Origin of the sequence: Streptomyces sp. NPDC047002, assembly GCF_040704505.1 — a bacterium.
GTDB lineage: Bacteria > Actinomycetota > Actinomycetes > Streptomycetales > Streptomycetaceae > Streptomyces.
The window spans coordinates 65669-89005 of record NZ_JBEYWC010000028.1 but is presented as its reverse complement, the minus strand read 5'-3'; the positions used below and the strand labels follow the sequence as shown (position 1 = coordinate 89005).

Genomic DNA, 23337 nt, shown 5'->3' with positions numbered 1-23337 from the left:
CGACCCGCACGGCGCCGCGCGCTCCGCCGCGACCGGCCCGTGCCCGAGCAAGGCGGCACCACCGCCGCCGCGGAAGGACCTTCTCCATGAGCCGCTTCGCCTCAACACCGGTGCCCCGCACCGCTCTCGACGGCATCCCGGCCTACGTGCCCAAGCCGCCGCAGCCGCCCGCCCGTGGGACGTCGTACCGCCTCTTCCTCAACGAGAACCCGTTCCCGCCGCTGCCGTCCGTCCGGGAGGCGATCTCCCGCGCGTCCGGCGGCAGCAACCACTACCCCGAGATCTTCCCGACCCGGCTGGCGGGGGCCCTGGCGGACAAGTACGACGTCCCGCTCGACCATGTCGTCACCGGGCCCGGCTCGGTCGGCATCTACCAGCAGATCGGCCAGGCGTTCCTCGCGCCGGGGGACGAAGTCGTCTACGCCTGGCCCTCGTTCGAGGCGTACCCCATCGTGACGCGGATGGCGGGCGCCAGACCGGTCGAGGTCCGGCTGCGCGACCACACCCACGACCTCGACGCCCTCGCCGCGGCCGTCACACCGCGCACGCGCGCCGTCCTGCTCTGCGAGCCGAACAACCCGACCGGCACGGCGGTGGGCCGCGCCGCGGTCGAGGCGTTCCTCGACGACATCCCCGACGACGTGCTCGTCGTACTCGACGAGGCGTACGTCGAGTTCAGCGGCTCCGCGGACGCCGTGGACGGTGTCGCCCTGCACCGGGAGCGGCCGAACCTGATCAGCCTGAGGACCTTCTCCAAGGCGTACGGCCTGGCCGCCTGGCGGGTCGGCTACGGCTTCGCGAGTCCGGCCGTCGCCGAGGCGCTGCGCAAGTGCGCCGTGCCCTGCGGGGTCGGGCGCATCGCGGAAGAGGCCGCGCTGTTCTCCCTGACCGTGGAGGACGAACTGCGGGCCCGGGTCGAGGAGATCGCCAAGGAACGTGACCGGCTGCGCGACGCCCTGATCGGCCAGGGCTGGCCGGTCGCGCCGAGCAGGACGAACTTCCTGTGGCTGCCGCTGGGCGCGGGCGCCGACGCCTTCGCGCGGGAACTCGAGACGCACGGTCTGCTGACGCGGTCCTTCCCCGGCGACGGCGTACGCGTCACGGTGGGCGGTCGCGAGGCCGACGACCTGCTGCTGTCCGTCACGGCCGCGGTCGCGACGGCGTCGGTGCCCGACCCCTCCTGACGCCGGGCGGCCACGCTCAGGCGGGCGCGACGACCTTGCGGCTCATGTGCGAGTAGACGACGGAGGTCCGCACGTCGGCCAGCTCCGTGCGCTTGGTCAGCTCGTCGAGCACCACGGAGTGCAGGTGCTCTGTGTCCCGTACGGCGACATGGATGAGGAAGTCGTCGCCGCCCGTCAGCACGAACACCGAGAGGACCTCGGGCATGGCCTCGACGAAGGCGCGGAACTCCTCGATCACCCGGCGGCTCGGCGGGCGCACCCGCACCGCGATCACCGCCTGGAGCCCCCGGCCGAGCGAGGGCAGGTCGACCTCGGTCCTGAAGCCGAGGAGGACGCCGCGCGCCCGCAGCGAGCGCACGCGCTCCAGGCAGGTGGACGGCGCGATACCGAGCTCTCGTGCGAGATCGCGATTGCTGCGCCGACCATCTTCCTGGAGCAGCCGGACAAGCGCCGAATCTAGTTCGTCCACCCTGAGCCACCTCTTCCCGGGACCGAATATAATTCGTTGACCGGTCCATGTTGCCGTTCAGCTGCTAGATTGCCAAGTGTATGGAGGGGCAATTCGCGTTGATCGGATAATTTTTCCGAACAGCCGTGTGCGGGAGAAGAGGGTGAAGGTGACGGAGAAGACGAGTACCCGGCCGAGGGCGGACACCACGGCTCCCGCCACGGCGGCGGAGCGGGCCGAGGGACTCGCGGCCCCGGGCGCCCGGCGCACCAAGGTCCTCTCCATCGTCGCCGTCGTCGGCGCGGCCCTGCTGTGGAGCAGTTCCTACGCGGTGACGAAGGAAGTGCTGTCCGACGTCGGCCCGCTCACCATCGGGGCGCTCCGGTTCACCTTCGCGGCCCTCCTGCTCATCGCCATGACGCGCCTGCTGGCGAGGCGCCGGCCCATCGAGCGTCCGACGGGGCGGCAGCGCCTGCTGACCTGGCTCAGCGGACTGCTCGGCATCACGGTGTACTTCATCCTGGAGAACTTCGGCGTCGAACTGTCCACGGCCTCCGACGCCTCCCTCATCGTGGCCTCGTACCCGCTGATGACCATGCTGCTCGAACTGGCGGTCTTCCGCATCCGGATGCCGGTGGCCCGGATCGTCGCCGTGCTGGTCGCGGCCGCGGGCGCGTACCTCGTCGTCCGCAACGGCGCGGCCGTGGGCGGCAGCCAGCGGTGGCTGGGCGACATCCTGCTGCTGCTCGGCGGGATGGTCTGGGCGCTGTACAACCTGGTGAGCAAGCTCGCCGGCGGCCGGGACGCCGTCAGCGTGACCTGCCATCAGATGACGGCCGGCGCCGCCGGTTTCCTGCTCGCCTCGCTCTTCGAGGCGTCCCACTGGTCGGTGCCGTCCCCGACCAGCTCCGCGCTCCTCGTCTACCTCGCCGTGGGCTGCTCGGTCGGCGGCTTCCTCCTCTACAACTACGGGCTTCAGGCGCTCAAGTCGTCCGTAGCCGTCAACATTCTCAACCTCGTCCCGGCGTTCGGGGTGCTCGGCGCCGTGCTCATCAACGGCGAGAGCGTCCAACTCACACAGGCCACGGGCGGGATCGTGATCGTCGGCGGCGTCATGCTCGGTCTCGTCGACCGGGGCGGCGGCAGCCTGGAGCAGCCCAAGGAGCGTCGCTGAACAAGAACCCGCCGGGACGGGCGGCCCGAGGGCCCCGACGGTCCGCGCCGCCGCCCGCGGGCGGCGGCGCGGGAAAGCGGTGCGGAGGCACCCCTGACATGGGGTAATCTGATGTCGCACGCGGGCGATTAGCTCAGTGGGAGAGCGCTTCGTTCACACCGAAGAGGTCACTGGTTCGAACCCAGTATCGCCCACCGCGTACGAAGCCCCCGGAGATCCTCCGGGGGCTTCGCCGTGTGCGGGGGCGCTCAGTGCATGCGGCCGAGCGCGGCGCGCAGCCTGCGGACGTCCCGCAGACGGTGCTCGTACGTCGCGCCCGCGGCGAGCAGCAGCGCGCCCGCCAGCGCCATCGGCACCCAGCGCGGCACCAGACCCGCCACCTGGACCACGTACGGTGCCAGCTCGTGCAGCGCGTCGAGCGCGAGCACCGCGCCGCCGAGCGTCAGCGGCGCGAGCAGGCCGCGCCTGCCGCCCGCCAGGGTCGCGGCGAGCGCCGCGACGCCGAGCAGCAGCGGGCGCAGCCAGTGGGCGTCGAGCCAGGCCGCCCCCAGGCTCGGCACCAGCGCAAGGGCCAGCCCCGGGCCGTACGCGGCCCACGACGACGCCGTACGGTCCCCCCGCCTTTGCACCGCGCCCACCGCGAGCAGCGGCAGCGCCACCGGCGCCGTATACGCCTCGGGGGCCGCCACCCCCGCCCGCGCGAGCCACACCCACACCGCGGCGACCAGCAGCCCGGCCGCCGTGTACGTGCCCGCCGTGCGGCGCTCGGGCCGCACGGCCGTGCCCGCGGCGAGCAGCGCGCACAGCGTCAGCACCGGCGCGAGCGCGGCAGGGGCCGCCGCCGCCCGGCAGAGCGCGGCGAGGGCCGCCGCCGCGCCCGCCGTCTCCATGCCCGCAAGGACGGGACGCGGCAGCGGGACGCCCGCCACCAGGAGCGCGGCCACCGCCGCGGGGACGGGAAGCAGCGCGAACGCGACGGCGGGAGCCGGCAGACCCGCCGCCACCGCCGCCGTCCATCCGCACGCCGCCGCGCACACCACGGCCCACGGTCCCGCCGCCGCCCGCACCGTGAGCGGGGCACGCCCTACGCCCCGGCCGCCCGCCGACGCGACCCCCGCGCCCAGCACGGCAAGCGCCCCGAGGACCGGCACAAGCAACGGCCAGTGGGCCCCCGCGGCCAGGGCCACCAGCGGCACGCAGCAGACCGTCGCTGACCCCGCGGCCGTCACCGCCACCGCCGTGCCTGCGGCCGCCACCGGCCGTACCGCGACCACCGCGAGTGCGGCGACCAGCGCGAGCAGCAGCACCGCCGTCGGGACCCGGCCGAGCCCGAGCGCCGCGGGCAGCGCGACCACGGCCGCGGCGCCGAGCGCGAGCGCGGCGGACCCGGCCGCCGCCGCCCACCGCGGCCCTGCCGACCGCCGTGCGGCCGGCGGCAGCAGCAGCGCCACGGCGGCCAGGACGGCAGCCGCCGCCCCCGCGGGCAGCGGCCCGGCGTCCGCGCGGACGCCGGCGGCCGACTCGGCGAGCACCAGCAGCGGCACCGGCGCCACCCACAGCACGCAGGCCCCCGCCACCCCGGCCGCGCTCGCCGCGACCGCGCGGGCGGCGGCCCGCGGGAGCGGCGGCCGCGCCGCTGCCAAGGCCGCCGCCGCGCACGCCGGATACACCGTCACCGCCCAGCCGTCCGGCACCGCGTGGCGCGCCGCGTCGCCCACGGCGGCGACGGCGGCGAGCGTCGCGAGGACCGCGGCGGGCACCGTGAGGAACCGGGCGCGCGCCGCCGCGAGGGACGCGGCGGCCGCCCCCGCGAGCAGCAGCAGGCCCGGCAGGGCCGCTCCGGCCGCGGTGCGGGCGGCCAGCGACCACCAACCGCCGGCGAGCATGCCCGAGCCGCCGGTCGCTGCCGCGGCGACGGCAGCGGAGACCCGGAGCGCGGGCCGGGCCGCGGTGAGCGCCACCGCCGCGTCCGCCACCCCGGTCGCCAGCAGCGTCCAGGCGAGCACGAGCGGCGGGGCGCCGGCCGCCACCGCCCAGCACACTCCCGCGAACTGCCCGGCGAACACGGCGGCGGGCAGCGGTACGAGGAGCGCGGGCAGCGCGAGCCCGTACCCCGTCCACAGGGCGGCCAGGGCGAGCGCCGCGCCGCCGGCGAAGGCGAAGCCGCCCGCTCCCGTCAGCGACGCGAGGCCGGCCGTGTCGAGCACGGTGAGCAGCAGCCCGAGCACCGAGACGGTCTGCGCCGTTGCGCCGAGGCCCCTGCGGGCGAGCACGGCGGGGGCCGCGAGCGCCGCGACCGTCACCAGCGTCAGCACGGCCGTCCTGCCGCCGTCGCCGAGCGTGCCCCAACTGACCGCGGTGAACACGACAGCCGCGGTCGCGAGGAGCGTCCCGCCGAGCGCCAGCAGGGTGTTCTGCGCGCCGCGCGGCGCCACCTCGCGCGGGCGCTGCGGCGCGGCGGGCCAGGCGGCGGCGCCAGGCGGCGGGGCGGGCCAGGCCGGGGGAGCAGTGGCGGGCGGCGCCGCGGCGAGCAGCGACAGCAGGTGGGCGCGGTGCCGGAGCAGCACGTGCCTGCGCCCGTCCAGCCGGCGCAGTTCCTCGTCGAGGGCGGCCAGCCGGGCCCGCACGGAGGGGGCGTTCGTCATGCCCGTGAGTGTCCGCGCGCCCCGCGGCCCGGCCATCTGCGCGCGTACTCAGGAGGCGGCCCACGCGTACTCAGCGCGGTGCCTGAGTACGGGCGGCCGTAGTCCTGGCGCGGTTTGGTGGGAGGCCTCGGGGACCTGTATGGTTCAGTCCGTTGCCGGGCGATTAGCTCAGTGGGAGAGCGCTTCGTTCACACCGAAGAGGTCACTGGTTCGAACCCAGTATCGCCCACCGGAAACAGGCCGGTGCGTCCCGACGGACCGGCCTTTCGCTTTCCCGCGCCACCCGCCCTCCCTCGCAGGGGCGGCCCCTCGGCGGGTCGGCGAAGGGGCCGAGGAACCCTCAGGCGGCCGTCGCCGGGAGGTCGGGCGGCAGCGGCCAGCCCGCGGCCGCCCTGGCCCGCGCCTGCTCACCGCCGCGCACCAGCCAGCCGAGCGTCCCCCGCGCCTGCGCCGCGTGCCACGCGCCCTGGAGGCGGTGCAGCTCCACGGCGGTCAGCCGGCCGAGCCTCGCCGCGAACCTGCGCCCCACCGCACGGGTCACCTCAAGGGCGGCGAGCGCGTGCGCCGCCGGGTCGCGGGGGTCGGCCGCGCCCACCCCGTAGCGCGCGCACAGCTCGGCGAGGCCCCTGCGGCGCCCGGCCGTGCGCCGGTCGAGATGGCGGTCGAGGAGGAACGGGTCGAGCACGCACAGCGGCGACGGCTCCGCGTACCGGGCGAGACGGGTGGCCCGGTGCCGCCACAGCTCGCGGTCGAGGACCGTCATCCCGTACGCCGCGTGCGCCACCACCAGCGGCACACCGGCGGCCCACGCGGTGCCGAGCGCCCCTGCTATCTCCGCCACGACGGGGGCGGGCCAGCGGCCGTTGCGGTGCAGGTAGTCGTCGGTCAGCCCGTGCACGCGCGGCACCGGCACCCCCGGGTCCACCAGCCACCGCCTGACCCGGGGCGCCCGCCGCGGCGCCTCCTGGGACACCAGCGCCGCCGAGACGATCCTGTCGCCCTCCGCGTCCCTGCCCGTGGTCGCGGCCCCGAACGCGGCCAGCGGCCCCTCGTACCACAGCGTCATGCACGAACTCCTCAGCCCTGTACGGCAGATGACTGCCCAACGCAGCACGGACCGGTAGGTACCCGGACAGGTGGTGAGGTAAGCGGCCTTTGCGCCCGCTATACCCTTTCGCGAACGACCGCCGAGGCTCGGTACGATTCACGGACGCAGCGCCCGCTGCGGCAGCCCGTGCAGTGTAGGGAGAGACCGGTGTCAGACGTCCGTGTGATCATCCAACGCGATTCCGAGCGGGAAGAGCGCGTGGTGACGACGGGCACTACGGCCGCCGACCTCTTCGCCGGGGAGCGCAGCATCGTCGCGGCCCGGGTGGACGGGCAGCTCAAGGATCTCGCGTACGCCCCGGGCGAGGGCGAGGTCGTGGAGCCGGTCGAGATCTCCTCGCCGGACGGCCTTGACATCCTGCGCCACTCCACCGCGCACGTCATGGCGCAGGCCGTGCAGGAGATCTTCCCCGAGGCCAGGCTGGGCATCGGCCCGCCCATCAAGGACGGCTTCTACTACGACTTCGACGTCGAGCGGCCCTTCACCCCCGAGGACCTCAAGGCCGTCGAGAAGAAGATGCAGGAGATCCAGAAGCGCGGCCAGCGCTTCTCCCGCCGCGTCACCACCGACGAGGACGCCCGCGTGGAACTCGCGGGCGAGCCGTACAAGATCGAGCTCATCGGCCTCAAGGGCCGGGCGGCCGACGCGGCCGAGGGCGCGGACGCCGAGGTCGGCTCGGGCGAGCTGACCATCTACGACAACCTCGACGCGAAGACCGGCGAGCTGTGCTGGAAGGACCTGTGCCGGGGTCCCCACCTGCCCACCACCCGGTACATCCCCGCCTTCAAGCTGATGCGCTCGGCCGCCGCGTACTGGCGGGGCAGCGAGAAGAACCCGCAGCTCCAGCGGATCTACGGCACCGCGTGGCCGACGAGGGACGAGCTCAAGGCGCACCTGGAGTTCCTCGCCGAGGCCGAGCGCCGCGACCACCGCAAGCTCGGCGCCGAGCTCGACCTGTTCTCCTTCCCCGACGAGCTCGGCCCCGGCCTCGCCGTCTTCCATCCCAGGGGCGGGGTCATCCGCAAGGAGATGGAGAACTACTCCCGCAGGCGCCACGAGGACGAGGGGTACGAGTTCGTCAACACTCCCCACATCTCGAAGGAGCACCTCTTCGAGACCTCCGGCCACCTGCCGCACTACGCGGAGGGCATGTTCCCGCCCATCGAGTTCGACGGGCAGAACTACCGGCTCAAGGCGATGAACTGCCCCATGCACAACCTGATCTTCAAGTCGCGGGGCCGCTCGTACCGCGAACTGCCGCTGCGGCTGTTCGAATTCGGCACGGTCTACCGCTACGAGAAGTCCGGCGTGGTGCACGGCCTGACCCGCTCCCGCGGCTTCACCCAGGACGACTCGCACATCTACTGCACCAAGGAGCAGATGCCCGAGGAGCTCGACTCGCTCCTGACCTTCGTCCTGGACCTGCTGCGCGACTACGGGCTCGACGACTTCGAGCTCGAACTCTCCACCCGCGACCCGGAGTCGGACAAGTTCATCGGCTCCGACGAGGACTGGGAGGAGGCGACGGAGGCGCTGCGCTCGGCTGCCGAGAAGCAGGGCCTGCCGCTCGTGCCCGACCCGGGCGGCGCCGCCTACTACGGGCCGAAGATCTCCGTGCAGGCGAAGGACGCCATCGGCAGGTCCTGGCAGATGTCGACCCTCCAGGTCGACTTCAACCAGCCCAAGCGCTTCGGCCTCGAATACACCGCGGCCGACGGCTCCAAGCAGCAGCCCGTGATGCTGCACCGCGCGCTGTTCGGCTCGATCGAGCGGTTCTTCGGCGTCCTGCTCGAGCACTACGCGGGCGCCTTCCCCGCCTGGCTCGCGCCCGTGCAGGCCGTCGGCATCCCGGTCGGCGACACGCACGTGCCGTACCTGGAGGAGTTCGCGGCCGAGGCGCGCAAGCGCGGCCTGCGCATGGAGGTGGACTCCTCGTCCGACCGCATGCAGAAGAAGATCAGGAACCACCAGAAGGCCAAGACCCCGTACATGGTCATCGTCGGCGACGACGACATGCACGCGGGCACGGTCTCCTTCCGCTACCGCGACGGCTCGCAGGAGAACGGCATCCCGCGCGGCGACGCCCTGGACAAGATCGCCCGGGCGGTCGCCGACCGCGTCCAGGTCTGAACCCAGCCCGGCCGCAGCGGCCCCCGGAGCGGCCCTCAGCCCTCCGGGGGCCGCTGCCCTTCCCCGCCCTCCCGGCGGAAGACCTCGATCAGCCAGGACGAGAACGAGCCGGTCACCGCGCCGAACAGGGCGAGCCCGCACACCATGAGACCCACAGCGACCGTGCGGCCCACCGGCGTCACCGGGGTCGCGTCGCCGTAGCCGACCGTGGTGATCGCCGAGGCCGCCCACCACACCGAGTCGCCGTAGGTGCGGATCGTCGCGCCGGGCGCGAGCCGCTCCTCGTGGTAGACGGCAAGCGACGCCGTGAACGTCAGCAGCGCGGCGGCGAGCCCCGCGTACAGCATCACCCGCGCGTACAGGCCGAGCCGCGGCCGGCCGGAGCGGCGCCGCTGCACCGCGGAGTACACGGCGACCAGCCGCAGCGGGCGCAGCAGCGGAAGCAGCAGCACCAGCGAGTCCAGCCAGTGCGTCCGTACGAAGCGCACGCCCTCGCCGCTGAGCAGCAGCCGCACCGCGTAGTCGCACGCGAAGACCGCCCACGCGGCGAACATCACGGCGAGGGCCAGGTCCCGCCACACCTCGGGCGCCGCCCAGGCGAGCACCCGCACCGCGTACCCGGCGAGATAGGCCAGGGACACCCAGAGCAGCGGCAGCTCCGTCCGCTGCTCCCAGCGGGCGAGCCCGGCCCGGCCGGCGGCCTCGTGATCCTCGCGCATCGGCCCAGCATCCCGGCGGGCCGCGGGTACCGGCACCGGCGACACGCCACGCGCCCGCCACGTCTTATGCTGCAGGGCATGACGACTGAGCCGGAACAGCAGATCGGAGTGGGGAGCCCGGACGCGTTCCAGCGCCTGTGGACGCCTCACCGGATGGCGTACATCCAGGGCGAGAACAAGCCCAGCGGGTCCGGGGCCGAGGACGGCTGTCCCTTCTGCTCCATCCCGTCCAAGTCGGACGAGGACGGTCTGGTCGTCGCGCGCGGCGAGCGCGTGTACGCGGTGCTCAACCTCTACCCGTACAACGGCGGCCACCTCATGGTGGTGCCGTTCCGGCACGTCGCCGACTACACCGAGCTCGACGAGGCGGAGACCGCGGAACTCGGCCTGTTCACCAAGCGCGCCATGGCCGCGCTGCGCGCGGCGTCCGGTGCGCACGGCTTCAACATCGGCATGAACCAGGGCGCTGTCGCGGGCGCGGGGATCGCCGCCCACCTGCACCAGCACGTGGTGCCCCGGTGGGGCGGCGACACCAACTTCATGCCGGTCGTCGGCCACACCAAGGTGCTGCCGCAGCTCCTCGCCGACACCCGCGCCATGCTGGCCGCCGCCTGGCCCGCCTGAGCCGCGCACCCGAGGGCCGCACACGGGCGGTCCCGCACCGGAGGCCCTCCGGAGCGGGACCGCCCGCGTCTTTCGCGGCGCTACGCGTTGTACGTGTCGGCCTTCGAAGGCGACGGGTCCTGCACGGCGCCGCTCAGCGCGCCCGCGCGGGCGCCGAACTGCGCGGTGTCCACGCCGTGCTCGTCCAGCACGCGCAGCGCCGCGGTGTGCGCGGCCCGCAGCACCGGGGTGGCGGTGCGCAGCGCGTCGTCCGCCATGAAGCGGTGCAGCCACGGCTGCTCGGCCCAGGCGTGCCGCAGGCCGAACGGCTCGGGCAGCACCAGCTTGCCGCCGAGGTGGTCGAGGACCGGCGGATACCAGACCAGCGGCGCCCGCACCGCGAGTCTGACCACCTCGTCGTTGCTGACGAGCGGCAGGGTGCGGGTGGTGGTCTCCCAGAACTTGACCATCTTCGACGACGTGACGGTCTTCGGCGAGGGCTTGGTGGTGAACAGGCCGTGCACCGGGCCGAGCGCGTACCCCGTGACCTCGATGCGCAGGGTCTCGTGCAGCACGGTCACGTTGATCATCATGGTGAGGACCAGCTGGCCGTCCCAGAGCGTGAACTGCACGCCCAGGTAGTGGCGGTTGCCGCTGCCGAACTGCTGCTCGTTGCAGATCCGCTGTATCTCGTGCGGCTTGACCTGGAAGGCCTCGATGTCCTGGCCCTCCGGCCTGCTCACCGAGCCGGCGCCCTGGCCGACCGGCGAGACGATCCAGTGCTTCACCGAAGGTGTCGGGAAGCCGCCCGTGTTGAGCGGCCCGCGCTCCAGCAGCTTCAGCTGGTCGTGGATGGCCTTGATCACGTCCCAGCTGCGGAAGCCGTGTATCTCCTTGCCCGGGTCCTTCGGGACGAGCTGCTCGGCCAGCTGCCAGCCGCCCCACCGGGTGCCCATGCCGAGTATGCCCTTGGGGCCCGCGTAGAAGACGACGTTCGACTGCTGCTCTGCGGTCAGCTTCTGGAGGCCCTGCCGCAGCTCCTCGCGTGCCGACTCGCCAGGGTGCCCCGGCACCGCGTCCGGGACCTTGGCGCCGATGCCGCCGCCGGAGAGCAGCGCGTCCCACCGGCCGCGCAGGTCCTTGGCGGTCGACTCGGAGACCCGCTTGGCGAGGTACCAGCCGACGGGCGGCATCAGGATGACGCCGCGTATGTACCACCCCACGACGCCGTTGAACGGCAGGAACAGCAGGAAGATCACCGCGAGTACGCCGACCGCCACCAGCAGCAGCGTGCCGATGGCGCCCGCGCTCTTGCGCGCACCCGACGCGAGGCCGCGGCGCAGCGCGAACACCCCGAGCCACAGCAGCAGTCCCGGAAGGAACAGCACGCCGAAGACCACGGTGATCACCGTGAGCCGCTGGTCGCGCTCCTTGCGGATGTGGTTCGCGGCCAGGCAGTGCTCCACCACCGTCTGCGCCTCGATGCCGAAGGACTGGATGAGCGCGGCGCGCCCCCCGCCGAGGGTCCGGGTCTGCACGGCGCGCGCGAACGCCTCGCCCAGGTTGGGGGCGAAGATGTTGGTCCTGCCCTCCCTGGTGCGCGAGCCGCCCTTGATGGCGGACTTGTGCCACTCGTTGTCCGCCTTGAGGATCTCCGTGAGATCGCTGTCGCGGTACGCGGCCGAGGCCAGCGCCTGGGTCGCGGCGGTCCGGCCCGCCGCGCCCATCAGGGGCACCTGTGCCCCGGGGCTGAAGTCGAACCCGTCGCTCACTGCCTGACCGCCCCCACCCGTCGCCGAGGTTACGCTGTGCCGCCACTCCCGCCCCGCGGGTCCGCACGCCTGCTGAGCTGGGCACCCCAGCGTATCCGTGGTGCCCCGCTCTTGGCAGTCCTATGTCGACTACGCGTCGATCAAGCTCCGTTCCCGCAGCTTTTCGGCCACGGCCTGCGGCATCGGCTCGTGCCGCGCGTACGTGCGGCTGAAGCGGCCCGTGCCGTGCGCGAGCGACCTGAGGTCGACGGCGTACCTGCCGATCTCCAGCTCGGGCACCTCGGCGCGCACCACCGTGAGCCCGGCGCCCGCCGGCTCGGTCCCCACCACCCGGCCGCGGCGGCCCGACAGGTCGCTCATCACTGGGCCGACGTGCTCGTCCGGCACCAACACGGCCACCTCGGCGACCGGTTCGAGCAGGTGGATCGGCGCCGCGGCCGCCGCCTCGCGCAGCGCGAGCGCGCCCGCCGTCTGGAACGCCGCGTCCGACGAGTCCACCGAGTGCGCCTTGCCGTCGCGCAGCGTCACCCGCACGTCCACCAGCGGGTGCCCTGCGGCGACCCCGCGGGCGGCCTGCGCCCGCACGCCCTTCTCGACCGAGGGGACGAACTGCCGCGGCACCGCGCCGCCCACCACCTCGTCGGCGAACTCGACGCCCGAGCCGGGCGGCAGCGGCTCCACGGTGATCTCGCAGATCGCGAACTGCCCGTGCCCGCCCGACTGCTTCACATGCCGCCCGCGGCCCGTCGCCGGCGCGCCGAAGGTCTCGCGCAGCGCCACCCTGTGCGGTACGGCGTCGACCCGCACGCCGTAGCGGGTGCGCAGCCGCTCAAGGGCCACGTCCCGGTGCGCCTCGCCGAGGCACCACAGCACCAACTGGTGCGTGTCCTGGTTCTGTTCGAGGCACATCGTCGGATCCTCCGCGACCAGCCGCGCGAGCCCCTGCGACAGCTTGTCCTCGTCGGCCTTGCTGTGCGCCTCCACGGCGAGCGGCAGCAGCGGCTCCGGCATCGGCCACGCCTCCACCAGCAGCGGGTCGTCGGGCGCCGACAGGGTGTCGCCGGTCTCCGCGTGGGCGAGCTTCGCCACGCAGGCGAGGTCGCCCGCGGGGCACTCGGGCAGGACGCGCTGCTGCCTGCCGAACGGCGAGGACAGCGCGCCGACCCGCTCGTCCGCGCCGTGCGCCACCGCCCCACCCGCGCCGGGACCCGCCGGCGCGCGGCCGTCCGCCGGGTGGCGGCCCGCCACGTGCACCGTCACGTCGGGACGCAGCGTGCCGGAGAAGACCCGCACCAGCGACATCCGGCCCACGTACGGGTCGGACGCCGTCTTCACCACCTCGGCGAGGAGCGGGCCCGCCGGGTCGCAGCCGAGCCCTTCGCGCGCCGCGCCCCGCACCGTGGTCACCCGGGGCGCGGACCGCTCCAGCGGGGAGGGGAAGCCGCCCGTCACCAGGTCGAGCAGCTCCACCGTGCCGAGGCCCTGGGAGCCGCCGGGCGCGGCGGGCGCGGCGGCGAGCACCGGGTGGAACACCCCGCGTGCCACCGCCTTCTCCAGGTCGGCTGTGAGCGTCCCGACGTCCAGCTCCTCGCCCGCCAGGTAGCGGTCCATCAGGGTCTCGTCCTCGCTCTCCGCGATGATCCCCTCGATGAGCCGGTTGCGGGCCGCCTCGACGGCGGGCAGCGCGTCGTCGGACGGCGGCACCGCCCTGCGCCCGCCCGACGCGTAGTCGAAGACCCGGCGCGAGAGCAGCCCCACGAGGCCGGTCGCCTGCGCGTGCCCGTCCGGGCCCTCGGGCCCGAGCACCGGCAGGTAGAGCGGGACGACGGCGTCCGGGTCGTCCCCGCCGAACAGCCGCCCGCACACCCCCGTCATCGCCTCGAACCCGGTGCGCGCGGTGTCCAGGTGCGTGACGACGATGGCCCGCGGCATGCCCACGGCCGCGCACTCGTCCCACACGGCCCGCGTCACGTCGGGCACGGCCTCCGCCTCCTGCGCGGCCGAGACGACGAAGAGGGCCGCGTCCGCAGCCCGCAGACCGGCCCTCAGCTCGCCGACGAAGTCGGCGTATCCCGGAGTGTCCAGGAGATTGACCTTGTACCCGCCCCATTCGACGGGGACCAGCGACAGCTGCACGGAGCGGTGCTGCCTGTGCTCGATCTCGTCGTAGTCGGAGACGGTCGCCCCGTCCTCGACCCGGCCGGGCCGCACCACCGCCCCCGCGGTCTGCGCGAGCGCCTCGACGAGCGTCGTCTTGCCCGAGCCGCTGTGGCCGACCAGGACCACGTTCCTCACGGTGGCGGGCCGGTCGGCCGTCGTCGCCCCTCCGGCGGCCCCGATGTGTGTCTTCGCCTTGTCGCCCATGGTGTCCTGCCTCCCGGATGTGATCGCGCGGTGAGGGGTTGTGGAGGGCGCGGACAAGGGGGAGCCGCACGGGCAGCTCCGGCGGTGCCCACGGTGTCCTTCGAGCTTCGCACCCGGGCCAGGTCACGTCCATACGTCGGCCGCCCCGCACGTCCGGGGCGCGCCCCGGGGACCCGGCGGTGGCGGGCCGCGGTCGTGGCTACGATGGGCCAGCCGACGGCCACCGGGGCCGTACGGCGCACCGACCCCGGGAAAGCCATGCTGAACAAGTACGCGCGTGCGTTCTTCACGCGTGTCCTCACGCCGTTCGCCGCGCTCCTGCTCCGCCGGGGGGTGAGCCCGGACACGGTCACGCTGATCGGCACGGCGGGGGTGGTGGCGGGCGCGCTGGTGTTCTACCCCCGGGGTGAGTTCTTCTGGGGCACCATCTGCATCACGGTCTTCGTCTTCTCCGACCTGGTCGACGGCAACATGGCCAGGCAGGCCCAGATCTCCAGCCGCTGGGGCGCCTTCCTCGACTCCACGCTCGACCGGGTCGCCGACGGCGCGATCTTCGGCGGCTTCGCGCTCTGGTACGCGGGCACCGGCGACAACGACATGATGTGCGCCGTCGCCCTCTTCTGCCTCGCCAGCGGCCAGGTCGTCTCGTACACCAAGGCGCGCGGCGAGTCGATCGGCCTGCCCGTCGCCGTCAACGGCCTGGTGGAGCGCGCGGAGCGGCTGGTCATCACGCTGGTGCTCGGCGGCCTCGCGGGCTTTCACCGCACCTTCGGCGTCCCCGGCATCCAGATCCTGCTGCCGATCGCGCTGTGGATCGTGGCCGCGGGATCGCTGGTGACGCTGTGCCAGCGCGTCGTCACCGTGCGCCGGGAGGCCGCGGAGGCCGACGCGGCACGCGCGGCAGAGACGGCCGCGGCGCCCGCGGGCGGCTCCTCGGGCGGCGCCTCGTGAGCGGCGTGCGGGACCGCGCGACCGACGCCCTCTACGGACTCGGCTGGTCCACGGTCAAGACCCTGCCCGAGCCCGCGGCACGCTCGCTCGGCAGGACCGTCGCCGACACGGCGTGGAAGCGCCGCGGCCCCGGCGTGCTGCGCCTTGAGCGCAACCTCGCCCGGGTGGTGCCCGACGCGGGCCCCGAGCGCCTCGCCGAGCTGTCGAAGGCCGGGATGCGCTCGTACCTGCGGTACTGGATGGAGTCCTTCCGGCTGCCCACCTACTCCAAGGAGCGGGTGGTGGAGGGCTTCACCCCGAAGGGCCTGCACCACCTCGACGAGGCCTTCGCCGCCGGGCGCGGTGTCCTCATGGCGCTGCCCCACCTGGCCAACTGGGACCTCGCGGGCGCCTGGGTCGCCCAGGCGCTCGGCCGCAACTTCACCACCGTCGCCGAGCGGCTCAAGCCCGAGACGCTCTACGACCGGTTCGTGGCCTACCGCGAGAGCCTCGGCATGGAGGTCCTGCCGCACTCCGGAGGCTCCGCCTTCGGCACGCTCGCCAGGCGGCTGCGGGCCGGGGGCATGGTGTGCCTGGTCGCCGACCGCGACCTGTCGGCCTCGGGCGTCGGGGTCGACTTCTTCGGGGAGCGCGCCACCATGCCCGCGGGCCCCGCGATCCTCGCCCAGCACACCGGTGCCGCGCTGCTGCCCGTCACCCTCTGGTACGACGAGACGCCCGTCATGCGCGGCACGGTCCACCCGCCCGTCGAGGTCCCGGAGACGGGCGAAAGGAACGCCAAGACCTCCGCCATGACGCAGGCGCTCGCCGACGTCTTCGCCCGGGGCATCGCCGACCACCCGGAGGACTGGCACATGCTCCAGCGGCTCTGGCTCGCCGACCTCGACCCCGACAGGCGCCCCGCGCCGGAGGCCGGGGCGTCCGGGACATGAGGATCGGCATCGTCTGCCCGTACTCCTGGGACGTGCCGGGGGGCGTGCAGTTCCACATCAGGGACCTCTCCGAGCATCTGATCGGCCTCGGCCACGAGGTGTCCGTGCTCGCGCCGGCCGACGACGGGACGCCGCTGCCGCCGTACGTGGTCTCCGCCGGGCGCGCGGTGCCCGTCCCGTACAACGGGTCGGTGGCGCGGCTCAACTTCGGCTTCATCTCCGCCGCACGGGTCCGCAGGTGGCTGCACGACGGCGGCTTCGACGTGGTGCACATCCACGAGCCCTCGTCGCCCTCGCTCGGGCTGCTCACCTGCTGGGCCGCGCAGGGCCCGATCGTCGCGACGTTCCACACCTCCAACCCGCGCTCGCGCGCGATGATCGCCGCGTACGCGATCCTCCAGGCGGCGCTGGAGAAGATCAGCGCGCGCATCGCCGTCAGCGAGTACGCGCGGCGCACCCTGGTCGAACACCTCGGCGGGGACGCCGTGGTGATCCCCAACGGCGTCGACGTCGACTTCTTCGCGCGCGCCGAGCCCCACCCCGACTGGCAGGGCAGCGAGGGTGCGCCCACCATCGGCTTCGTCGGCCGCATCGACGAGCCGCGCAAGGGCCTGCCGGTCCTGATGCGGGCACTGCCCGCGATCCTCGCCGGCAGCCCGGGGGCCCGGCTGCTGGTCGCGGGGCGCGGCGACCCCAAGGAGGCCGTGGCGCCGCTGCCGCGCGAGCTGCGCGGCCGCGTCGAGTTCCTCGGCATGGTCAGCGACGAGGACAAGGCGCGCTTCCTCAGCAGCGTCGACCTGTACGTGGCGCCCAACACCGGCGGCGAGAGCTTCGGCATCATCCTCGTCGAGGCGATGTCCGCGGGCGCGCCGGTCCTCGCGAGCGACCTGGAGGCGTTCGCCCAGGTGCTCGGGCAGGGCAGCGCGGGCGTCCTGTTCCCCAACGAGGACGCGGACGCGCTGGCCGCGACGGCCCTCGAACTCCTCGCCGACGCCCCGCGCCGCGCCGCCCTGCGGGCCCGCGCCTCCGTGCACGTGCGGCGCTTCGACTGGTCGACGGTGGGCGCCGACATCCTCGCCGTCTACGAGACGGTCACCGACGGCGCTGTCCAAGTGGCGGCGGTCGAGCGGGGGACGGGCCGGTAGCGGGGCCCCGCGCCGGTCGCGTGCGGGCCGGTGCCCGCACGGCGCCGCCCGGTAGCCTGCTGGCGTGATCGAGACCTTCTCCTGGATCGGCGTCGCCGTCGTCGTGCTCATCGCCTTCGGCCTGTACCTGAGTTGGACCGCGGGGCGGCTCGACCGGCTGCACGCCAGGACCGACGCGACCCGCGCGTCCCTCGACGCGACGCTGCTGCGCAGGGCGTCCGTCGCCCAGGAGGTGGCCACCGCGGGCGTGCTCGACCCGGCCGCTTCGATCGTCCTCTACGAGGCGGCCCACGCGGCCCGCCAGGCCGAGGAGGAGCAGCGCGAGGTCGCCGAGAGCGAGCTCAGCCAGGCCCTGCGCGCCGTGTTCGGCGAGCCCGCGCAGGTCGAGGCCGTGAGGGCGGCACCGGGCGGTGTGGAGGCCGCGGACGAACTCGCCGCCGCCGTACGGCGCGTGCCGATGGCCCGGCGCTTCTACAACGACGCGGTGCGCGCCGCCCGCGCCCTGCGCAGGCACCGCAAGGTGCGCTGGTTCCGGCTGGCGGGCCACGCGCCGCGCCCCCTCACCTTCGAGATGGACGACGAGCCGCCGACCGCGCTGGCCGACCGGGCCGCCTAGGTGCATTGATCATGAGCGTTGACAATGCTCATGATCAAACACCTACGGCGTCGCGTGTACGGCGGCCCGGCCTGCCTCGGCGCTCAGCGGTCGAGCCGTTGCCTCGCGGCCTCCGTGACGGGCGTGAAGAGGTTGACGAGGTTCCCGTCAGGGTCGCGCAGGAGCAGCGACCTGTTGCCCCAGGGCATCGTCGTCGGCTCCTGCACGACCGTGCGGCCGAGCGCCGCGAGCCGCTCGTGCTCCGCGTCGGTGTCGGCCACGCGGAACTCCACGATCACCGAGTCGTTGGCGGCGGGCCGCGCGACGCCCTCGCCGTGGAGCGCGAGCGTGCGCTCGCTCGCCACTGCCAGCGTGCAGGACGGCAGGACGAGTTCGGCGAAGTCCGGCGAGTACCAGGTCGCCGCGGCCGCGGTGACCTCCTCGTAGAACGCGACGAGCCGGGGCGCGTCGGAGGTGATGACGCGGATCGAGGCGAAGTCCATGGGTGTGTTCCCTTCCAGCGGGCCCCGCGTGCGGGGCCTGACGAGCTGACCCGCCACACGCTAGGACCGATACCGGGCGGAATCCGCCCGGTATCTGCGGCAGACTTCCGCGGGTGACCACATCGACAGCCCGGGTGCTCGGCCTGCTGGAGATCCTCCAGGCGGGCGGCGTGCGCACCGTGCCCGAGCTGGCCGCACGGCTCGGCGTGGACGAGCGCACCGTCCGGCGCTATGCGGGCCACCTGGTGGAGCTCGGCGTGCCCGTGGAGTCGCTGCGCGGCCGCCACGGCGGCTACCGGATCGCGCCGGGCCACCGGATGCCCCCGCTGATGCTCACCGAGGAGGAGGCGCTGGCCGTCCTTGTCGGCCTCGGGACGGGCGAGGAGGCCCCGCCGTACGCCACGGCCGCCGCCTCCGCGGCGGCGAAGCTGCGCAGGGTGCTGCCGAGGCCCCTCAGGAAGCGCGTCGACGCGCTCAGGGAGACCGCCGACTTCACCGCCGTGCCCCGGCCCGCGGCGCTGCCCGAGGCGGGCGTCCTGCTCGGCCTCGCCGAGGCCGTGCGCGAGCGCAGGCCGGTGCGCTTCGCCTACCGGGACCGCGAAGGCCGCGGCAGCGAGCGCACCGTGCTGCCGTACGGCCTCGTGGCGCACCGCGAGCGCTGGTACGTCACGGGCGCCGACCGGGCCGCGGGCGGCGTGCGGGTCTTCCGCGCCGACCGCGTCACCGGGCTCGGCGTGCTGCCGGGCACCTTCGCCCCGCCGCCGGACTTCGACCCGGTGGCCACCGTGCTCGACCGCCTGGCACGGGCCCCCTGGACCCACGACGTGGCCCTGCGCGTGCAGGGGAGCGTCGATCGGGTGCGCCGCCACTTCCCCGCGGACCTCGCCGCCCTTGCCGCCGAGGGCCCGGAGGGCGGCGGGCCGGGGGAGCACCCGGAAGGCGGCGGCGGGCCGGGGTGGGTCCGCGTCCGGGTGCGGGCCGAGCGTCTTGAGTGGATCCCCGCCGTGCTCGCCGCCCTGGACTGCCCCTTCACGGTCGAGCGGCCCGCCGCGCTGCGCGATCTCGTGGCGGCGCTCGGCCGCCGCCTCGCGCAGGGGGCGGGGGAGCCCGCCGCCGGTCCCGGGGAGCCGGAAGGGACCGGCTCCCAGCCGGACGGGACCGGACCCCCTGAGCGGCCCTGAGCCGCCCCCCTCTGACGGCCTCGGGCTGCCGGGATACGGGGCCGCACGGTGCCGCACGGAGCCCGTACCCGCCCGGGTGGACCGCACAACGTGACGTGGACCGCACCCCGAGGAGTCCACCGGCCGTCCATTGGCTCTTGTCGGCCGCCCTTCACCGGGCGTTTCCTCGCCTGTGCAGGTTCCCGTTCCCACACCACCCAGCGAGGCCCTTGTGTCCACTGCTCCGCAGGCCGCACCCCAGACGACGCCCGAGACCGGCACCGCACGAGTGAAGCGCGGCATGGCCGAGCAGCTCAAGGGCGGCGTGATCATGGACGTCGTCACGCCCGAGCAGGCGAAGATCGCCGAGGACGCGGGCGCCGTCGCCGTCATGGCCCTGGAGCGGGTCCCCGCCGACATCCGCAAGCACGGCGGCGTCGCGCGGATGTCCGACCCCGACATGATCGAGGGCATCATCGAGGCCGTCTCCATCCCGGTGATGGCCAAGTCCAGGATCGGCCACTTCGTGGAGGCGCAGGTCCTCCAGTCCCTCGGTGTCGACTACATCGACGAGTCCGAGGTCCTCACCCCCGCCGACGAAACCAACCACTCGGACAAGTGGGCGTTCACCACCCCGTTCGTGTGCGGCGCCACCAACCTCGGCGAAGCCCTGCGCCGCGTCGCCGAGGGCGCGGCCATGATCCGCTCCAAGGGCGAGGCCGGTACGGGCAACGTCGTGGAGGCCGTCCGCCACCTGCGCCAGATCAAGGGCGAGATCGCCCGCCTGCGCGGCGCCGACAGCAACGAGCTGTACGCCGCCGCGAAGGAGCTGCGCGCGCCGTACGAGATCGTCCGCGAGGTCGCCGAGCTCGGCAAGCTGCCCGTCGTGCTGTTCTCCGCGGGCGGCGTCGCCACCCCCGCGGACGCCGCGCTGATGCGGCAGCTCGGCGCCGAGGGCGTGTTCGTCGGCTCCGGCATCTTCAAGTCGGGCGACCCGGCCAAGCGCGCCGCCGCGATCGTCAAGGCCACCACCTTCTACGACGACCCGAAGATCATCGCCGACGCGTCGCGCAACCTCGGCGAGGCCATGGTCGGCATCAACCTGGACGCGGCCCCCGACGCCGAGCGGTTCGAGAACCGTGGCTGGTAGGGACCTCACGGTGGGCGTCCTCGCCCTCCAGGGCGACGTGCGCGAGCACCTCGCCGCGCTCACCGCGTCCGGCGTCACCGCCGCCGCGGTGCGCCGTCCCGAGGAACTGGCCGCCGTGGACGGGCTCGTCGTCCCCGGCGGCGAGTCCACCACCATGTCCAAGCTCGCCGTGCTTTTCGGCCTGATGGAGCCGCTGCGCGCGCGGGTCGGGGCCGGGCTGCCGGTCTACGGGACGTGCGCGGGGATGATCCTGCTCGCCGAGAAGATCCTCGACCCCAGGTCGGGCCAGGAGACCGTCGGCGGCATCGACATGATCGTGCGCCGCAACGCCTTCGGCCGGCAGAACGAGTCCTTCGAGGCGGCCGTCGAGGTCGCGGGTGTCGACGGCGGCCCCGTCGACGGCGTCTTCATCCGGGCGCCCTGGGTGGAGTCGGTCGGCGCGCGGGCCGAGGTGCTCGCCGAGCACGGGGGCCATGTCGTCGCCGTGCGCCAGGGGAACGCGCTCGCCACCTCCTTCCACCCCGAACTGACCGGCGACCACCGCGTCCACCGGCTGTTCACCGAGATGGTGCGATCCGTAGCATGAGCGGATCCCGGTAGGATCTCCGGCGAACAGAGCTGCATCGGTTACGTGAAGGAGACAGGCAGATGTCCGGCCACTCTAAATGGGCTACGACGAAGCACAAGAAGGCCGTGATCGATGCCAAGCGCGGCAAACTCTTCGCGAAGCTGATCAAGAACATCGAGGTCGCAGCCCGCACCGGCGGCGCCGACATCGAGGGCAACCCGACGCTGTTCGACGCCGTGCAGAAGGCGAAGAAGCAGTCGGTGCCGAACAAGAACATCGACTCGGCCGTCAAGCGCGGCGCCGGCCTCGAAGCGGGCGGCGCCGAGTACGAGACGATCATGTACGAGGGCTACGGCCCGAACGGCGTCGCGGTGCTCGTCGAGTGCCTCACCGACAACCGCAACCGCGCCGCCTCCGACGTCCGCGTCGCGATGACGCGCAACGGCGGCTCGATGGCCGACCCCGGTTCTGTGTCGTACCTGTTCAACCGCAAGGGCGTCGTCGTCGTCCCCAAGGGCGAGCTGGGCGAGGACGACGTGCTCGGCGCGGTCCTCGACGCGGGCGCCGAGGAGGTCAACGACCTCGGCGAGTCCTACGAGGTGCTGAGCGAGGCCACCGACCTGGTCGCCGTGCGCACCGCCCTCCAGGAGGCCGGCATCGACTACGACTCGGCCGACGCCAACTTCGTCCCGACCATGCAGGTCGAGCTGGACGAGGAGGGCGCGCGCAAGATCTTCAAGCTGATCGACGCGCTGGAGGACAGCGACGACGTGCAGAACGTCTTCGCCAACTTCGACGTCTCCGACGAGGTCATGGAGAAGGTCGACGCCTGACCGGCCCGGGGCCGGCATCAGGCACCCGGCATCCGACGGGCCGACGGAGCGTGTCTCCGTCGGTCCGTCGCTTTGTCGGCGGCGGCCACTAGGGTGCCAGGCGGCGGGAACAGTTGACCGAAGGGGGAGTGCGCGGTGCGGGTTCTGGGCGTCGACCCCGGTCTCACCCGGTGCGGCATCGGCGTGGTCGAGGGCGTCGCGGGCCGCCCGCTGACGATGCTCGGCGTCGGCGTCGTCCGCACCCCGCCCGACGGTGACCTCGGCTCCCGGCTCGTCGCCGTCGAGCAGGGCATCGAAGCCTGGCTCGACGAGCACAGGCCGGAGCGCGTCGCCGTCGAGCGGGTGTTCAGCCAGCACAACGTACGCACGGTGATGGGCACGGCACAGGCCAGCGCCGTCGCCGTGCTCTGCGCCTCACGCCGCGGCATCCCCGTGGCCCTGCACACCCCGAGCGAGGTCAAGGCCGCCGTCACCGGCAGCGGCCGCGCCGACAAGGCGCAGGTCGGCGCCATGGTGACCCGCCTGCTGCGGCTCGCCGCCATGCCGAAGCCCGCCGACGCCGCCGACGCGCTCGCCCTCGCCATCTGCCACATCTGGCGCGCCCCCGCCACCTCCCGCCTCCAGCAGGCCGAGGCCGCGGCGCGCGCCGCACGGCCCGCCCGGCTGCCGGGCGGCGGCCCATCCGTCCGGAAGGTCATCCCATGATCGCGTTCGTCAGCGGCCGGGTCGCCGCGCTCGCCCCCACCACGGCCGTGATCGAGGTCGGCGGCGTCGGCATGGCCGTGCAGTGCACGCCCGCCACGCTCGCAGGACTCCGCATGGACGAGCAGGCCAGGCTCGCCACCTCCCTCGTCGTACGGGAGGACTCGCTCACCCTCTACGGCTTCGCCGACGACGACGAGCGGCAGGTCTTCGAGCTGCTCCAGACCGCGAGCGGCGTCGGGCCGAGGCTCGCCCAGGCCATGCTCGCCGTGCACAGCCCCGACGCCCTGCGCACCGCCGTCGCCACCGGCGACGAGAAGGCGCTCACCGCCGTGCCCGGCATCGGCAAGAAGGGCGCCCAGAAGCTCCTGCTCGAACTGAAGGACCGGCTCGGCGCCCCGCTCGGCACCGGCGCGGCGGCCCGCTCGGCCGCCGTGGCGAGCGGCCCCGCACCCTGGAGCGACCAGCTGCTCTCGGCGCTCGTCGGACTCGGCTACCAGGGCCGCGAGGCCGAGGAAGCCGTCGTCCAGGTCACCCCGCAGGCCGAGGCGGCACTCGCCGAGGGCACCGAGCCGCCCGTGCCGCAGCTGCTGCGGGCCGCGCTCCAGAGCCTGAACCGCACGCGCTGAGCCCGCCGCACCACCCGCACCG

The 23337-nt window shown here is 74.0% G+C and carries 21 protein-coding genes and 2 tRNA genes; 16 read left to right on the top strand and 7 right to left on the bottom strand.

From position 1 onward, the window contains the following. Positions 1 to 86 precede the first annotated feature (86 nt). Positions 87 to 1184: a histidinol-phosphate transaminase gene (locus AB0910_RS23680; protein ID WP_366746622.1), complete on the top strand. Its 1098-nt coding sequence runs from the start codon at positions 87 to 89 to the stop codon at positions 1182 to 1184. Between the two features lie 16 nt (positions 1185 to 1200). On the opposite strand, the gene AB0910_RS23675 is transcribed toward AB0910_RS23680, so the two are convergent. Then, on the bottom strand, positions 1201 to 1653 hold the full coding sequence (locus tag AB0910_RS23675; RefSeq protein ID WP_345655686.1) for an Lrp/AsnC family transcriptional regulator: 453 nt from the start codon (positions 1651 to 1653) through the stop codon (positions 1201 to 1203). Positions 1654 to 1801: 148 nt separating this feature from the next. On the opposite strand from AB0910_RS23675, the gene AB0910_RS23670 reads away from it, so the two are divergent. Both AB0910_RS23670 and AB0910_RS23665 read left to right on the top strand, forming a co-directional pair. Beyond that, the gene (locus tag AB0910_RS23670) at positions 1802 to 2806 is read left to right on the top strand and encodes a DMT family transporter (RefSeq protein WP_366746621.1); all 1005 of its coding nucleotides are present in this window, start codon (positions 1802 to 1804) and stop codon (positions 2804 to 2806) included. A 122-nt stretch (positions 2807 to 2928) separates the two neighbouring features. After that, a tRNA-Val gene (locus AB0910_RS23665) sits at positions 2929 to 3000 on the top strand. Positions 3001 to 3054: 54 nt separating this feature from the next. On the opposite strand, the gene AB0910_RS23660 is transcribed toward AB0910_RS23665, so the two are convergent. Beyond that, positions 3055 to 5451: a hypothetical protein gene (locus AB0910_RS23660; RefSeq protein ID WP_366746620.1), complete on the bottom strand. Its 2397-nt coding sequence runs from the start codon at positions 5449 to 5451 to the stop codon at positions 3055 to 3057. Positions 5452 to 5608: 157 nt separating this feature from the next. On the opposite strand from AB0910_RS23660, the gene AB0910_RS23655 reads away from it, so the two are divergent. Next, positions 5609 to 5680: transfer RNA gene (locus AB0910_RS23655), tRNA-Val, on the top strand. A gap of 111 nt (positions 5681 to 5791) precedes the next feature. On the opposite strand, the gene AB0910_RS23650 is transcribed toward AB0910_RS23655, so the two are convergent. Beyond that, positions 5792 to 6517, bottom strand: a complete 726-nt coding sequence (locus tag AB0910_RS23650; RefSeq protein ID WP_366746619.1) for a 3'-5' exonuclease — start codon at positions 6515 to 6517, stop codon at positions 5792 to 5794. Between the two features lie 189 nt (positions 6518 to 6706). On the opposite strand from AB0910_RS23650, the gene thrS reads away from it, so the two are divergent. After that, a complete protein-coding gene (gene thrS / locus AB0910_RS23645) occupies positions 6707 to 8689 on the top strand; it encodes a threonine--tRNA ligase (protein WP_366746618.1) in 1983 nt (660 codons plus the stop codon). A 35-nt stretch (positions 8690 to 8724) separates the two neighbouring features. On the opposite strand, the gene AB0910_RS23640 is transcribed toward thrS, so the two are convergent. Further along, a complete protein-coding gene (locus tag AB0910_RS23640; protein ID WP_366746617.1) occupies positions 8725 to 9408 on the bottom strand; it encodes a potassium channel family protein in 684 nt (227 codons plus the stop codon). A gap of 66 nt (positions 9409 to 9474) precedes the next feature. On the opposite strand from AB0910_RS23640, the gene AB0910_RS23635 reads away from it, so the two are divergent. Next, complete coding sequence (locus AB0910_RS23635; protein WP_366746616.1) at positions 9475 to 10032, top strand: HIT domain-containing protein; 558 nt, start codon at positions 9475 to 9477, stop codon at positions 10030 to 10032. Between the two features lie 80 nt (positions 10033 to 10112). Here the strand turns inward: AB0910_RS23635 and AB0910_RS23630 are convergent, their stop codons facing one another. Continuing rightward, a complete protein-coding gene (locus AB0910_RS23630; protein WP_366746635.1) occupies positions 10113 to 11738 on the bottom strand; it encodes a hypothetical protein in 1626 nt (541 codons plus the stop codon). Between the two features lie 174 nt (positions 11739 to 11912). Then, entirely contained in the window at positions 11913 to 14147 is a 2235-nt protein-coding gene (locus AB0910_RS23625; RefSeq protein ID WP_366746615.1) for an elongation factor G-like protein EF-G2, read from the bottom strand. A gap of 258 nt (positions 14148 to 14405) precedes the next feature. On the opposite strand from AB0910_RS23625, the gene pgsA reads away from it, so the two are divergent. The 4 genes from pgsA (at position 14406) to AB0910_RS23605 (ending at position 17791) form a co-directional block, all read left to right on the top strand. Beyond that, a complete protein-coding gene (gene pgsA, locus AB0910_RS23620; RefSeq protein WP_366746634.1) occupies positions 14406 to 15098 on the top strand; it encodes a phosphatidylinositol phosphate synthase in 693 nt (230 codons plus the stop codon). A gap of 5 nt (positions 15099 to 15103) precedes the next feature. Continuing rightward, complete coding sequence (locus AB0910_RS23615; protein WP_366746633.1) at positions 15104 to 16030, top strand: phosphatidylinositol mannoside acyltransferase; 927 nt, start codon at positions 15104 to 15106, stop codon at positions 16028 to 16030. Beyond that, positions 16027 to 17175, top strand: a complete 1149-nt coding sequence (locus tag AB0910_RS23610; protein ID WP_366746614.1) for a glycosyltransferase family 4 protein — start codon at positions 16027 to 16029, stop codon at positions 17173 to 17175. The genes AB0910_RS23615 and AB0910_RS23610 overlap by 4 nt, the downstream gene beginning before the upstream one ends. Positions 17176 to 17239: 64 nt before the next feature. Then, on the top strand, positions 17240 to 17791 hold the full coding sequence (locus AB0910_RS23605) for a hypothetical protein (protein ID WP_366746613.1): 552 nt from the start codon (positions 17240 to 17242) through the stop codon (positions 17789 to 17791). Positions 17792 to 17874: 83 nt separating this feature from the next. On the opposite strand, the gene AB0910_RS23600 is transcribed toward AB0910_RS23605, so the two are convergent. Beyond that, the gene (locus tag AB0910_RS23600) at positions 17875 to 18273 is read right to left on the bottom strand and encodes a VOC family protein (RefSeq protein WP_366746612.1); all 399 of its coding nucleotides are present in this window, start codon (positions 18271 to 18273) and stop codon (positions 17875 to 17877) included. Between the two features lie 113 nt (positions 18274 to 18386). Between AB0910_RS23600 and AB0910_RS23595 the strand changes: the two genes are divergently transcribed. The 6 genes from AB0910_RS23595 to ruvA all read left to right on the top strand — a co-directional run bounded on the left by AB0910_RS23595 (position 18387) and on the right by ruvA (position 23315). Continuing rightward, entirely contained in the window at positions 18387 to 19454 is a 1068-nt protein-coding gene (locus tag AB0910_RS23595; protein ID WP_366746611.1) for a YafY family protein, read from the top strand. Between the two features lie 211 nt (positions 19455 to 19665). Next, positions 19666 to 20583, top strand: a complete 918-nt coding sequence (gene pdxS, locus AB0910_RS23590) for a pyridoxal 5'-phosphate synthase lyase subunit PdxS (protein ID WP_366746610.1) — start codon at positions 19666 to 19668, stop codon at positions 20581 to 20583. Beyond that, positions 20573 to 21169, top strand: coding sequence for a pyridoxal 5'-phosphate synthase glutaminase subunit PdxT (gene pdxT, locus AB0910_RS23585; RefSeq protein WP_366746609.1), 597 nt, complete (start codon positions 20573 to 20575; stop codon positions 21167 to 21169). The genes pdxS and pdxT overlap by 11 nt, the downstream gene beginning before the upstream one ends. A gap of 62 nt (positions 21170 to 21231) precedes the next feature. Further along, positions 21232 to 21984, top strand: coding sequence for a YebC/PmpR family DNA-binding transcriptional regulator (locus AB0910_RS23580; RefSeq protein ID WP_366746608.1), 753 nt, complete (start codon positions 21232 to 21234; stop codon positions 21982 to 21984). Between the two features lie 135 nt (positions 21985 to 22119). Further along, on the top strand, positions 22120 to 22689 hold the full coding sequence (ruvC, locus tag AB0910_RS23575; protein WP_366746607.1) for a crossover junction endodeoxyribonuclease RuvC: 570 nt from the start codon (positions 22120 to 22122) through the stop codon (positions 22687 to 22689). After that, positions 22686 to 23315, top strand: coding sequence for a Holliday junction branch migration protein RuvA (gene ruvA, locus AB0910_RS23570; RefSeq protein WP_366746606.1), 630 nt, complete (start codon positions 22686 to 22688; stop codon positions 23313 to 23315). Before ruvC ends, ruvA begins: the two co-directional genes overlap by 4 nt. The last annotated feature ends 22 nt before the right edge of the window (positions 23316 to 23337 follow it).

Bases quoted from the DNA above. Each gene is read 5' to 3' on its own strand.
- AB0910_RS23640 (WP_366746617.1), bottom strand. From the start codon at position 9,408: ATGCGCGAGGATCACGAGGCCGCCGGCCGGGCCGGGCTCGCCCGCTGG.
- AB0910_RS23635 (WP_366746616.1), top strand. From the start codon at position 9,475: ATGCTGCAGGGCATGACGACTGAGCCGGAACAGCAGATCGGAGTGGGG.
- AB0910_RS23610 (WP_366746614.1), top strand. From the start codon at position 16,027: ATGAGGATCGGCATCGTCTGCCCGTACTCCTGGGACGTGCCGGGGGGC.
- AB0910_RS23680 (WP_366746622.1), top strand. From the start codon at position 87: ATGAGCCGCTTCGCCTCAACACCGGTGCCCCGCACCGCTCTCGACGGC.
- pgsA (WP_366746634.1), top strand. From the start codon at position 14,406: ATGCTGAACAAGTACGCGCGTGCGTTCTTCACGCGTGTCCTCACGCCG.
- ruvA (WP_366746606.1), top strand. From the start codon at position 22,686: ATGATCGCGTTCGTCAGCGGCCGGGTCGCCGCGCTCGCCCCCACCACG.
- AB0910_RS23630 (WP_366746635.1), bottom strand. From the start codon at position 11,738: ATGGGCGCGGCGGGCCGGACCGCCGCGACCCAGGCGCTGGCCTCGGCC.
- AB0910_RS23600 (WP_366746612.1), bottom strand. From the start codon at position 18,273: ATGGACTTCGCCTCGATCCGCGTCATCACCTCCGACGCGCCCCGGCTC.
- AB0910_RS23625 (WP_366746615.1), bottom strand. From the start codon at position 14,147: ATGGGCGACAAGGCGAAGACACACATCGGGGCCGCCGGAGGGGCGACG.
- AB0910_RS23660 (WP_366746620.1), bottom strand. From the start codon at position 5,451: ATGACGAACGCCCCCTCCGTGCGGGCCCGGCTGGCCGCCCTCGACGAG.
- AB0910_RS23580 (WP_366746608.1), top strand. From the start codon at position 21,232: ATGTCCGGCCACTCTAAATGGGCTACGACGAAGCACAAGAAGGCCGTG.
- AB0910_RS23650 (WP_366746619.1), bottom strand. From the start codon at position 6,517: ATGACGCTGTGGTACGAGGGGCCGCTGGCCGCGTTCGGGGCCGCGACC.